General features: G+C 39.5%; 8 protein-coding genes. 5 read left to right on the top strand and 3 right to left on the bottom strand.

Going from position 1 to position 12,611, the window contains the following annotated elements; genetic code table 11:
• Positions 1-3: 3 nt before the first annotated feature.
• Entirely contained in the window at positions 4-1,668 is a 1,665-nt protein-coding gene (locus FEE95_RS04230) for a hypothetical protein (protein ID WP_138656577.1), read from the top strand.
• A gap of 218 nt (positions 1,669-1,886) precedes the next feature.
• Here the strand turns inward: FEE95_RS04230 and FEE95_RS04225 are convergent, their stop codons facing one another.
• Positions 1,887-4,544 (bottom strand): TonB-dependent receptor, encoded by a 2,658-nt coding sequence (locus FEE95_RS04225; RefSeq protein ID WP_138656576.1) that lies wholly within the window; start codon positions 4,542-4,544, stop codon positions 1,887-1,889.
• Between the two features lie 279 nt (positions 4,545-4,823).
• Complete coding sequence (locus FEE95_RS04220; RefSeq protein ID WP_138656575.1) at positions 4,824-5,471, bottom strand: NAD(P)H-dependent oxidoreductase; 648 nt, start codon at positions 5,469-5,471, stop codon at positions 4,824-4,826.
• 94 nt (positions 5,472-5,565) lie between these two features.
• Here FEE95_RS04220 and FEE95_RS04215 point away from each other — a divergent pair, with 94 nt between their 5' ends.
• Positions 5,566-6,447: a DUF1838 family protein gene (locus FEE95_RS04215; RefSeq protein ID WP_138656574.1), complete on the top strand. Its 882-nt coding sequence runs from the start codon at positions 5,566-5,568 to the stop codon at positions 6,445-6,447.
• A gap of 117 nt (positions 6,448-6,564) precedes the next feature.
• On the opposite strand, the gene FEE95_RS04210 is transcribed toward FEE95_RS04215, so the two are convergent.
• Positions 6,565-7,392, bottom strand: coding sequence for an alpha/beta fold hydrolase (locus FEE95_RS04210; protein WP_138656573.1), 828 nt, complete (start codon positions 7,390-7,392; stop codon positions 6,565-6,567).
• A gap of 163 nt (positions 7,393-7,555) precedes the next feature.
• Between FEE95_RS04210 and aceE the strand changes: the two genes are divergently transcribed.
• Genes aceE through FEE95_RS04195 form a run of 3 tightly spaced genes read left to right on the top strand, consistent with a single transcriptional unit; the run spans position 7,556 to position 12,596 of the window.
• The gene (aceE, locus tag FEE95_RS04205; protein ID WP_171036979.1) at positions 7,556-10,231 is read left to right on the top strand and encodes a pyruvate dehydrogenase (acetyl-transferring), homodimeric type; all 2,676 of its coding nucleotides are present in this window, start codon (positions 7,556-7,558) and stop codon (positions 10,229-10,231) included.
• A gap of 26 nt (positions 10,232-10,257) precedes the next feature.
• Entirely contained in the window at positions 10,258-11,892 is a 1,635-nt protein-coding gene (locus FEE95_RS04200) for a 2-oxo acid dehydrogenase subunit E2 (protein ID WP_138656572.1), read from the top strand.
• 38 nt (positions 11,893-11,930) lie between these two features.
• Positions 11,931-12,596 carry a hypothetical protein gene (locus FEE95_RS04195; RefSeq protein ID WP_138656571.1) on the top strand — a complete coding sequence of 222 codons (666 nt, stop codon included), beginning with the start codon at positions 11,931-11,933 and terminating at the stop codon, positions 12,594-12,596.
• Positions 12,597-12,611 lie beyond the last annotated feature (15 nt).

Below are 12,611 nucleotides of genomic sequence, written 5' to 3'. Positions count from 1 at the left end.
CGGATGCATCTCAAAAATACTACCCTTACAATTACTCTTTTTTTTCTGTGTTGGTATACTGCGTCCAGTCAAAATACATTTTCCGTACATGATTATTATCCTATTGCAGACCAAAACGAATGGCGGTATACTGCGCCTGAAGGATGGAAAGATGGGGACTATGTTTCTAAGATTGTTGCGATTCCAAAAGGATTTTTGTCACTTTTTGATTCAATACAAAATGAGGATGGAAAAGGCCTGTTTCAAATTGCAAAAAATGCCAAAACTTTTCGACACTACGATGCGACGAAAGCTTCAAAGCTACTTTCCGTAGGAGAAAATGGAATTCTTTATCACGGAGAAACCTTTTCTAGTGATGGAAGTATCGCTGTTTTTGAGAAGCCGATACACTGGTTTGCTCCTATAGAAACAGTAGGGGATACCTTAAACGCAGAACGAAACTATATCCGTTTTTTCAAAGACGGGCGAAAGCAAAAAGGTATTTTTTCGATAACACAACAAATTAGCAGAACGGAAGATGTCATTGTCCCTTCGGGAAATTATAAAGATTGTTTGCGTATCGAATTTGATACCTATTGGGATTTAGGGAGAGGAACCGAAGCAAAATCAATCAATGTATATCATCATGCAAAAAATGTAGGGGTGGTAAAAGCCTCTGCCCGTTTCATAATTTTAAAAAACGGGAATGAAATTATAAATCGATTGGTTGCCCCTGATTTGAAGTCGTACAAGATTCAGGAAGATTCAAATGACGTAATTCTGCCGATTATTGAACGAATTAAGATGGCAACGGTAGTCGTAAAAGATATAAAGACAACGAAAAAACTATATACTGGCTGGTTGGATTATAAGTTGGCTGATGAAGGGAAAATTTCTAAAGAAATGGCAAATGGATGGGGTACTCCAAAAATGAACGAAAAACCCTTCGCTTTGCTACAACCCAAAAGTGGAGATGATGTCTACTTAAGGGTTGTCGAGGGGACGGTACCCAAAGACTACAAGGCAATGACAACATACGGATGGAATGCCATTGAGCTCATTGTGGAAAACCCAGATGAAGTTTATGAGAAATTGAGTAAGAGTCCATTTGTACATATTGGAGGTCCTGAAAACTTAGGTGACGGTTTATCTTCTATCCGTGCAGTTCAATTTAAAGGACCTTCAGGGGAAGTATTTTATTTTACTGCGGATATGGGACATAATGAAGAATCTACTTTACTGAAGGCTAGAAGCGCCATCGACCGACCCTTTATTATGGTGGCTGCGGGACCTGATGCCAGAGTTATGACCGATTTTTATGTAAATATTTTCAACGCAAAAGAAGCTTTTTTTATGGAGACACCTATTCCGTTAATTGCCTCAGCTCAGAATTTGACCAAAGATTATAAGTTCGCTCTCGGGTTAGTGCGATTGGGAGCTTTTAGTAACTCCATTGAAATTGATGGGTATTCTGAAAATGCGAAACTTCGGGGAACAGAGGAAGGAGAACTCCCTCCAGGAGTGTCTATGGCCTCATTTACGGTAAGCAATCTCGATTTGATAGATTCAAGTTTGTTTATTAACTCTCCAATTATACTGCCGGGATTGGGTTATGATGGTAATAGAATGGTCATTGTTAAAGGGCCAGCAGGGGAGTTTATAGAATTGATAGAGGAAAAGAAGAATTGAGAGTAAAAATATTCTAGTAGTCGAATGTGGTTTTCAGTCCTGGTATATGGAGCGTTACTTGATGTAATTCATCTAAAAATACTATCTCTAGTAATATCATTCAGCTACTCTTTCCTTAGATGGTTTATTTAATATAGTTCTAAATGAAGGAAAGGGAATAACTAATAAGTCATTCCCTTTAGCACTTAAACTAACTCAAACTAAAACTTAATCAGTTTTTAGAAACTATATCCAACTGTGAACAAAACCCTTTTTGGATTTTGATTTACTGCAAAAGCGAGCTGATTTGTGTAGTTTGAATCGACAATTGTAGACTGAATTACCTCATCTAAACCACCTGCAGTGAATATATTCTGTGCATTTGTGCCATCAAAAATATTCTTTACAAGTATTGAAAGCCTAAGTTCATCATCTCCTAAAGGAAATTTAACGTAGGCACCTGTATTATAAATGGAAAGATTTTGCGACGCGTAAATGTTAGCATTATCATAGTAAAGTCCGGTATAGGTGAATCCACCGAAATTAGCTCCCCAATTCTTACCATTGTAAGCGAGATTAAGATTAAAAATGGTCTTGGGTTGTTGTCTTACCTGATTCCCAGAAAGGTCTAGTGCAGTAGCGCCACCTTGATTAACTAGATTTAAATCAAGAGGATTTCCAGCATCATTGATGGCCGTAACAGTAGCATCATCAATACCTTCAATGAAATCATCAAATTCTGAATTTTGGAGTGTAAAACTACCGCTCAATAATAAACCTTTAACCATTTTAGGCGTATAAGCGAGCGCAATTTCAGCTCCATTAATTTTGTATGAACCAGCGGGTCGATCTACAAAACCACCTACATCATTATCAAAAACAGTAGACACACTATTATCGATATTGGTATTAAAATAAGTCGCATCAACTGTTATATCTCCAAGACCAGCTCTATATCCTATTTCAAAATTTTTCACTAATTCGTTATCTAAAAATTCATCATCTACCTCATCGACTGTTTGAAAAGTAAAGGAACGTGTAAAGTTTGCGTAAACCGCAGATGTCTCACCCGTTAAATAATTGGCTCCAATAGAGAATGAATAATCTGAAAGCTTAATTTCATTCTCTTCCTCCATACCTGGATCGAAATCAATAGACTTCTCCCTTATTTCTTCTGGATTATTATTGATAAATCCTTTCTGCCAATCGTAACGGAAACCAGCATTGACACTTAATTTATCATTAAATACCATTTCATCTCCAATGAACAAACCTGTGGCAGTCTCCTCTCTGTGCGAAGAAGTATTTGAAATGTAAACAGTTTGCGGAAGAGTAGGATCGCTAAAAGAACCGCTACCAAAACCGAATAAAGTAGTAAAAGTAGGTCTAGGACTCACATTAGATCCGTAAAAGTAATTAAAGCCTAAGCGATCTCTTTTAGCATCACTGTAATAGAGTCCTAAGGTTAGATTGTGTTCAGAAGATTCTCCTTTGATTAATTTGCTAAATCTTGTCTCTGTCAATAAATCCCTATTTTGATTGAGTGCATTGGCATTTAACCTTGTAGTAGTATCGCCAATTTCGAAAATCGTCGTAAGGTTCAAATCATTAATGTCACGAAGAAAGAAGTCATTGTACCTTATCTTTTCAGAAAAGTACCAATCATTACCTAAATGGAAAGTTGCATCCACACCGAAATTAATACCTTTAGCTCTTTCTATACTTTCTGCGGGATTCCAAGTCAATGCACCGCCACCTGCAGCATTGGTCACTGGTGTAGGATTGAAGAAAGCCTGTCTTACACCAAGGTCTTGGTTTAATACTGTAGATCCTAAGGGATCATTATAAAAAGTACTTCGGGCATTCCACCCTTCAGCTAAACTTTCATTCTGCATATCCCAAACCGTACCAATTATATTTTGGAATTGATTATTGAAATAACCTGCATAGAATCTTATACTGCTTTTATCGGAAATCAACCAATCGACATTTGCTCTTACTTGGAAGCCTTTGTCTTTGTTTGCTTGTTCTTTTACCCCTGAATCATTTATTACATATCCTCCAACATTGTAACGAAGCTTATCCGATAGTGGACCATTGAGGTTGAAATCAGCCCTGTAGTCCAAATCTCCATCGTATATATGTCCATCATTGGCCGTATTGTTGTATTTAGTGATGGAGAATGAACCCTTATGTTCGGTTCCACCGGTCTTTGATATGATATTTAGTGCACCTGCTGCTGAAGATCGCCCAAAGAGTGTAGCAGCGGCACCGCGAACCACTTCGATTCGTTCAACATTGGGATCTAAGCCAAAAAACTCCTGAGTCCCACCTGATTGACCTGCAATACCTGAAACAGGCATACCATCTATCAAAGTAGTTACAAAGTTACCTCCTGGAAATCCTCTTATGTTGAATCCGCCTTTTCTACCTTGTGATTCATCAATTGTGACGCCAGGGGTATTTTGAAGTGCCTCTGAAAAAGATTCAGGCTTAATGGTCTCAAGCTCAGCAATACCAACACTATTAACTGATGTTGTCGTCTGTAGTTTTCTTACAGGTTTTCTTGTTGAAGAAACAACTACTTCATTTAAAAGACTTACGTCTTCTTGAAGTTGTACATTCGCCGTAGCTCCCGTTACTGTTATTTCTTTTCGTCCGAAACCAATATAAGAAACGACAAGAATATCTCCGTTAGAGGCTTGAATACTATACGTTCCATTATCATCGGTTACAACACCGTTGGAGGTGCCTTTTACTTGTACCGTTGCTCCCAAGATGGGGAGATTGTTGTCATCTGTCACTGTTCCTGTTACTGTGCCCTGGGCAAAAACTCCCGCAGAACAGAGTAAAAAACTGAACAAACAGACCAAATTCATAATTTTCTTAGTTCTCATAAGGTTTGAATTACTGGTTTAGAATTAGTTCTCTTTTGCCCATTTTTAAAGACTTTAGGCCGCATATTGTCTTGTTTTTTTAGCTAAATAATGTTTAAATCTGCAACCAATATAATAATTAATTATGTTAATGGTTAATATAATTAACTATTTTTTTTTGAATTTTTTTCATTTCCATATGTTTTTGAAAATATTTTAAGGATTTTATCAACGTAGGTTAGTATAGACTTATATGATTCCTAAAGTATCGGCAAATCTTTTAAGGATTCCCAAGCAGATTTACCCAAAATTTTTGATAAGAAATGAGTGATAGTCTTCGATATATTTTTTTCGTTTCTCCTCTGAAATGCGGGATACGGAATAGGCAATATAGGGTTGAAGTACATCGAAACCCACCAAGCCTATGATACCTTCATTTATATTTAATAGAATATTTTCAAGTGACCTTCCGTGAGTACCTTCCTCTGTATAGAATGTATTGGGGCTTCCGGTTGTTATGCTTAAAAATGCTTTTTTTCCTTGAAATCTTCCTTCCTTATATAAACCGTATTCACCTCCATAGGCAAAACCGTAGGCCAATACACGATCTACCCAACCTTTTAATATCGCAGGCATGCCAAACCACCATAGCGGAAAGTTCAAAATGAGCACATCGGCTTCTTCAAGTAGTTTCATTTCCGTGAAGACATCTTCGGAAAATGAATTCTCTTTGACAGCATTTATTTGTTCAACAGCATATTTGTAGTAGTCGCTATTGGTAAGATTTTTGAAATCGTGTATGCCGCCGACGGGATTGAATCCCTTTCCGTACAAATCTGAAATAGTGACTTGGTGTCCATTTTCTTCAAAAAAACTTTTCACGGTTCTAGCAAGAGCACTTGAAAATGAATCGGTATTCTCGTGTGCATGTACAATCAATACATTCATATATAGGTACAATTAAAAATTAGTTAATAAAGTTAACTAATTTAAGTATATTTAGTTTCTGAAATTTTAAAGTCCACTATTTAAAAGAGAAACTATGAAGCAATTACTATCCTTATTAATAGTCGTAATTCTTTTCGGATGCGGAGAGAACATGAAAATTGAAACTGTTGAAAAAGCAGAAGACGCGATTACTGAAGTTGCGCATCCTTGGGCGGATAAAGCTTCTTATCAGAGTGCACCGGAGGTTTTAAAGAATTGGGTTGATGCAAGAGCAGGAACTGGCGAACCCGTGCATTGGGTGGCAGATGGTGCTGTATATGAATATCCTTCGGGAAAAAAACTTTTCGGAATGATTGGTTTCGATAGTTCGACCATCATTTGGCCTGATGAGGCTGATGGAAAAGTAACGCATTTGACTAGAAAGACATTTGCCTATACAGATCCTGAGACCGGCGAGGTGCTTACTGAATATAATGGTCAACCGGTAACGCCGATTGCCTATCCTTATCAAATGATAACCTATCGCCTTGAGAACGATAGAATTTATGGTGATGTTGAGCAAGGTGTTGGCGAACGCGTTCAAGTTATCAAATCGGAAGACGGAATACCCTATCGAAAAATGGGGAGTAGTTACATATATAATGCACAGGTATATTTAGATTTTCCGCTTCCAGGTGGAAGACAATATCAAGCATGGGAAAACTATGATTTCTTTATTCACCCTGAGGGAAGCGTCGACGAACCACACCAAATGGCATGGGAACGTTATGGGGCACTTCCACCTTGGGCGGGAATGCCAGATAAAAAAGCGGTCATACAATTGCACTCTTGGCGTGTGGAAAGTCATGATGAATTCCCTGAAAAACTGTTAACATGGGCAAAAAAGGATAAGCCGAAATGGCTAAATCCGCCCAAAGATATTGCCGAAGTCAGGGCTTTACAAAAAGGTGAAGCTGGAGCCGGCTGGGGGCGATAAATTATTTGCTCGATAATCGAGACCCGCCTGCCGGACGGGCAGGTTTAAAACGCTCCGACGCTTGCGTCGAAATCAATGTTAATTTTCGTTCTAACGCCTCGTGGGCTTGCCCTAAGGTTATTTACTAAGAAATGTGTCGATGATTTTGGCGCATTTTTTTGCCTTATCGAAAAATAAGAAAGCACCTCCATCTTCGATGACTTGCCGCTCGGCATTTGGAATAATATCCAATAAGTTTTCTTGGTGACTTACGAATTCGTCTAACAGTCCCTGTAACAGTAAAACGGGAACTTTCAGATTTTCTAGCGCTGGTTGTCTATCCCATTTAAGAACGGAATGGTGTGCGTCATAAGGTCGCATACGTGTGATTACACTATTTAGAAAAGGGCGAAGTACATCGTTGATTTCCGCATCGGGCATATACGCAACATAGCGCTGCCATGCTAATAATAAGGATTGCCCATCTTTTCCAAGACCTACTTTTTTCTTGTTTTCAAGAGACTTAGAAAATTCAACTTTCTCTTCCTCTGACTTTATACCACTTGTTCCCGATAGAATAACTTTTTCGGTACGTTCGGGAAAGCGATAGGCAAAATTCATCGTCATCAAGGCACCACCGTGATGTCCTAGAACACTGCATTTTTCAACATTCAAATGGTTGACTACTGCTAAAGCTACATCAGTGAACTCCTCAACACCAGGTTCGCTACTAGGGTCACTCGATAAACCATGACCTGGCAAATCGAACATGATGAGTTGGTATTTTTCAAATAAATACGGGACGAGGGCCGCATACTCTTCCATTGAAGAAGAGGATTGATGTATCAAAACTAAGGCGGGTCCTTCTCCTGCGGTACCAAAGTGAATCTGTCCGTCAGCAGTATCTACATACCCTCTTTTTAGTTGTGGATTTGATGTTGTACGATATAATAGTTTGTCACTCATAATTTTATATTCAATGTTTTAAGGAATGAAATTTAGCTTAATAAAGGACGCTAAAAGGCAATTTTTATTCATTATAAATATAGTTAATTATATTAATGATTAATAATATTAACTAATTTTTAATTACATTAGTGCTGTATTAGAGATACATAATTCCATTACTATGAATACAATTGCTGTTGAAAAAAGCCAAGAGTGGCAGATAGAATTACAAGAATGGATAGCTTCTATCGAAGAGGTTATCGAAGACCAGGGGGATGAGCAAGCTGCCGACCTCATTAGAGAATTACGTGCCTTGGCGATTCGGAAAGGAGTGAAGTTAGCTGGTGAAGCATTGAATTCCCCCTACATCAACACTATTAATGCAAAACATCAACCACCTTATCCAGGCAATACGGTTATTGAAAATAAAATTGAAAACATCAACCGATGGAATGCCATGGCCATGGTGTTACAAGGTTACGATAGTGGTGAAGGTGTTGGTGGCCATATTGCTACTTACGCTTCTGCGGCCAGTATGTATGAAGTGGGCTTCAATCACTTTTTTAGAAAAAAATCCGCCAATTATGGAGGTGATTTAGTTTCCCTTCAACCTCATGCCGCTCCGGGAGTTTACGCAAGAGCGCTTTTGGAAGGAAGATTAACAGAAACAAATCTGAAAAACTTTAGACGTGAATTGCAACCTGGAGGTGGTTTGCCTTCATATCCGCACCCGAGAAGATTACCTGAGTTTTGGGAGATACCATCTGCCTCGATGGGACTTATCGGTGTCAGCGCAATTTATCAGGCACGATTTAAAAAGTATCTGGAAAATCGAGGACTCAAAGAAAAGAACGGCGGTAAAATATGGGCATTCGTAGGTGATGGTGAAATGGATGAACCAGAAACACTGGGGACATTAAACATTGCCGTACGTGAGCAATTGGATAATCTTGTCTTAGTGGTCAATTGCAACCTCCAACGTCTGGATGGGCCTGTGCGAGGTAACGGAAAAGTAATTCAAGAATTGGAACGTAGCTTTTTAGGTGCTGGATGGAATGTGACTAAAGTTATTTGGGGTAGCGAGTGGGATGCCCTTTTAGAACGCGACCAAAAAGGCATTTTGGTAGATAGAATGAACAAAGCGCTTGATGGCGACTACCAGATGTATTCAGTGCTCCCTGGTGACGAGGTAAGGAAGCATTGGGTGAAAGATAATCCGGAATTAGAGAAGTTGATGCACTCTTTGTCAGACGAAGAAATTCGTACCATAAAACGAGGTGGACACGATTATAAAAAGATATATGCTGCTTTTGATAAGGCGGCTAAACCCAACGGAAAACCTAGTGTGATTCTAATGAAGACACTTAAAGGGTATGGAATGGGTGATTCTGGTGAAGGTAAGAATACAACGCATCAGAAAAAGAATATGAATGCAGATGAACGTATTGCAGCAGCGAAACGTTTCGGTATTCCAATGAGTGAAGAAGATGCAGCGAAGGCAAAATTTTATGTGCCTGCTGAAGATAGTCCTGAGATTACATATTTAAAGAAGAAAAGATATGAGCTCGGAGGTTACCTGCCAGAACGTAAAGATGAAGCGCCAGCTATAAAAACTCCAGGTGAAGAACTTTGGGGAGAATTTTTTACAGGTACTGAAGGTAGGTCAGTTTCTACTACTATGGTTTTGGTGCGAATCATTACCAAACTCTTGCGTCAAGATGGCATCAAAGAATATGTTGTTCCGATTATTCCTGATGAGGCCCGGACATTTGGTTTAGACGGATTGTTCCGCTACGCGGGAATCTATCAGCCCAAAGGTCAATTGTATAAACCAGTCGACGCCGATAGCATTTCCTATTATAGAGAAAGTGCTGACGGGCAAATTCTTCAGGAAGGTATTTGTGAAGCGGGTGCAATTGCTTCCTTTATGGCTGCTGGTTCTGCCTATTCTATGCATGGTGTACCCATGATTCCTTTTTATGTTTTCTATTCCATTTTTGGTTTCCAAAGAGTGGGTGATATGATTTGGGCTTGTGGTGATATGATGTGTAAAGGCTTTCTAATCGGCGGTACTTCTGGAAGAACAACTTTGAACGGAGAAGGCGTTCAACACCAAGATGGTCACTCGCATATTCTTTCCAGTATTGTTCCGAATATGAAAAGTTATGACCCTTCATTTGCCTTCGAATTGGCATTGATTGTCAAAGACGGAATCCATAGAATGTATGAATTGCAAGAAAAGATATTCTATTATATAACGGTAACGAACGAAAATTATCCGATGCCGATAATGCCCGAAGGTGTTGAAGAAGGAGTGATTAAAGGAATGTATCGCTATGAAAAATCAACGAAAAAAATAGCGAAAGGCAGAAAAGCACACTTGATGGGCAGTGGGTCGATAATGATGCAAGTTGTTGAAGCCAAAAGAATGTTGGAAGAAATGGGTATTTCCACCGATATCTGGAGTGTGACTAGCTACACGGAATTACATCGTGATGCACAAGAAGTGGAGCGCCAGGCATTACTTTCTACAGATGGTAAAAGACCGAAAGCTTATGTGGAAGAATTGTTGGAAAAAGAGACTGGAGTATTTGTTTCCGTCTCTGATTATGTAAAACAGTGGGCAAACGGAATCGCCAAGTGGATGCCAAAAGCATATCATGTATTAGGTACCGATGGCTACGGATTGAGCGAAGCAAGGGAAGATTTGAGAGACCACTTTGAAATCAGTCCGAAATTCATCGCTTTGGCCGCTTTACAATTGTTGCGCGAAGAAGGTGCAGCCACGGCAAAAGAAGTGAAGGACTTCATCAAGAAGCATAAGATAGATAACAGTAAAATTAATCCGATGGCGTAATCGCCAACCCCTTTAATCCGAAGAAAATGACCGAGTTGAAATTACCTGAATTGGGCGAAGGTATCGAAAGTGGCACTGTGATTAATATTATGGTTGCTGTTGGTGATACGATAACTTTAGAGCAGTCGCTAATGGAAGTCGAAACAGACAAGGTGGTTGTCGAAGTCCCTTCTGACGCCGAAGGCGTAGTGACCGAGATTTTAGTGAATACGGGCGACCAGATTTCTCAAGGCACACCCATCATTCGTTTACAAGGTGGTGATACTGCTCAAGAAATGGAAACACCTGAAGTTGCCGAAATTAAAGTTGCAGAGTCAGATACAGCTGTGCTGGTTCAAGAGGCTCAAGTGAAGACGGAAGTTGTAAATAAAACTACCTCGAAGAAAGCCGCTGTTTCCGAAATAAAATTACCTTCTTTAGGGGAAGGTATCGAAAACGGTACCATCATTGCCATTCATGTAGCGGAGGGTGATACCATTGCTGCAGAACAGACTTTGATGGAGGTGGAAACCGATAAAGTTGTAGTTGAGGTTCCCGCTGATTTTGCTGGAGAGATAACGGAAATATTAGTAAAGATTGGCGATGAAGTAGGAGAAGGAACTCCGATTATAAAAATTTCCAGTGGGGCTTCTGAAGTTGCAGAAGAAGAGCCTGTTGCTCCCGTAGTTGAGGAAAAGGCGGTGGAAGTGAAGGAGGTTGTTAAAGTGGAAATTCCCGTTAACGTTGAAACTACGCCACTAGCGAAAAATGATGCTAAACGCAATGGTAGGTTTAGAGCTTCTCCCTTAGCAAAGAAGGTTGCCCGCGAAATAGGAATCGATATTGCCACCATGCCTTTAAAATCAGGCAGCAATCGTATTTCCGTTCAAGATGTAAAGAACTATGCCAAAGCATTGAATCAGAATAGAGCTTCTGGTGGCGGTGCGGCGATGGCAATGGCCACTTTACCAGATTTAAGTAAATGGGGGGCGATTCGAAGCGAAGCGATGACAGGAATCATGCAGGCGACCAGCAAAAACATGACGACTTCTTGGAGCAACATTCCCCACGCTTGGTTGCAAGAAAAGGTCGATATCACCTATTTAGAACAAAAGCGACAAGCACACAAAGGTGCTTTCAAAGCGAAAGGAAGTTCCCTTACCATTACGGGAATTTTGGTAAAAGTGGTGGCAAAGGCCCTTGAGGATTTCCCTATCTTCAATGCTAGCATCGACACTCAAAATTCAGCGATTGTATATAAAGATTACATTAACGTAGGCGTTGCTGTTGATAGTGACAGAGGTTTGATGGTGCCCGTACTTAAAAATGCAAATGAGAAAAGTATTACCGATATTTCATATGAATTGGGGAACTTGGCTGAAAAAGTAAAAAGCAAGAAAATCGGTATGGATGACCTTGATGGCGGAACCTTTACCATTTCTAATTTAGGGGGAATAGGAACAAGTGCTATCTTTCCTTTAGTTAGTTTTCCACAGGTAGCTATCTTAGGAGTTGCCGGAAGTCAAACGGAAGCCGTTCATATTGACGGTCAATTTCAGCCTAGATTAATCATGCCTTTAACGATAGGTTTCGACCATAGAATAATCAATGGCGCAGATGCAGCTCGTTTTCTAAAACATGTCAAAACCCTATTGGAAGACTGGTTTATGTGGAAGTTGTAGATTTTGAAACAAGAAACCAGACCAAATAAATCCAAATTATGAATACGTATCTTTTTCTAAAATTAATCCATGTTTTGCTTTTTGCCTTTTGGCTTGGTACAGATATGGGCACCTATTATTCAAGTAAGTTTGTGGTGAATCCGAAACTTACAGCCGGACAACGAACCACGGCACTAAATATCTTATTAGGGTGTGATTTAGGACCTCGTATTGCAATGCCTTTGGTCACTCCAACAGGATTGCACATGGCTAGTTTGATGGGGATAGCTAAGATTAGCGATGGAGCTTTGGCTGGTATCTGGGCCGTTAGTATTTTATGGCTGGTATTGGTATTGGCTGCTCATTTTAGTAAAAACGAGGGACTAAAGAAAAAGTTGAAAACCATTGATTTTTGGATTCGACCAATCCTCGTAATAGGTATTGGAGCGGTAGCAATTTATAATCTGATGCATCCTACACATTTAATGGCTCCTTTTTTAAATTATAAGTTATTAGTGCTTTGTGGATTGATTTTATGCGGACTTGCCATCCGCCAACAACTTTCAAAATTCACTCCTGCTTTTGTCGATTTGGTAACTGGTAATGAAAAACCGGATACAAATGCTATCTTGAAAAAAAAGATGGATAATTGCATGCCTTATGTATATGGAATATGGGTAGGCACCATTGCATGTGCAGCACTTGGACTTCACCTAATAGGATAAGATGAAATGAGCCGC

Source organism: Maribacter algarum (ex Zhang et al. 2020), from assembly GCF_005885635.1.
GTDB lineage: Bacteria > Bacteroidota > Bacteroidia > Flavobacteriales > Flavobacteriaceae > Maribacter_C > Maribacter_C algarum.
Note: the sequence above shows the minus strand (reverse complement) of the source record. Positions and strands in the feature narration are given on the sequence as shown.

Excerpts from the sequence above, each read along its gene's own strand:
- FEE95_RS04200 (WP_138656572.1), top strand. The coding sequence starts at position 10,258 with ATGACCGAGTTGAAATTACCTGAATTGGGCGAAGGTATCGAAAGTGGC.
- FEE95_RS04225 (WP_138656576.1), bottom strand. The coding sequence starts at position 4,544 with ATGAGAACTAAGAAAATTATGAATTTGGTCTGTTTGTTCAGTTTTTTA.
- FEE95_RS04210 (WP_138656573.1), bottom strand. The coding sequence starts at position 7,392 with ATGAGTGACAAACTATTATATCGTACAACATCAAATCCACAACTAAAA.
- aceE (WP_171036979.1), top strand. The coding sequence starts at position 7,556 with ATGAATACAATTGCTGTTGAAAAAAGCCAAGAGTGGCAGATAGAATTA.
- FEE95_RS04220 (WP_138656575.1), bottom strand. The coding sequence starts at position 5,471 with ATGAATGTATTGATTGTACATGCACACGAGAATACCGATTCATTTTCA.
- FEE95_RS04215 (WP_138656574.1), top strand. The coding sequence starts at position 5,566 with ATGAAGCAATTACTATCCTTATTAATAGTCGTAATTCTTTTCGGATGC.
- FEE95_RS04195 (WP_138656571.1), top strand. The coding sequence starts at position 11,931 with ATGAATACGTATCTTTTTCTAAAATTAATCCATGTTTTGCTTTTTGCC.
- FEE95_RS04230 (WP_138656577.1), top strand. The coding sequence starts at position 4 with ATGCATCTCAAAAATACTACCCTTACAATTACTCTTTTTTTTCTGTGT.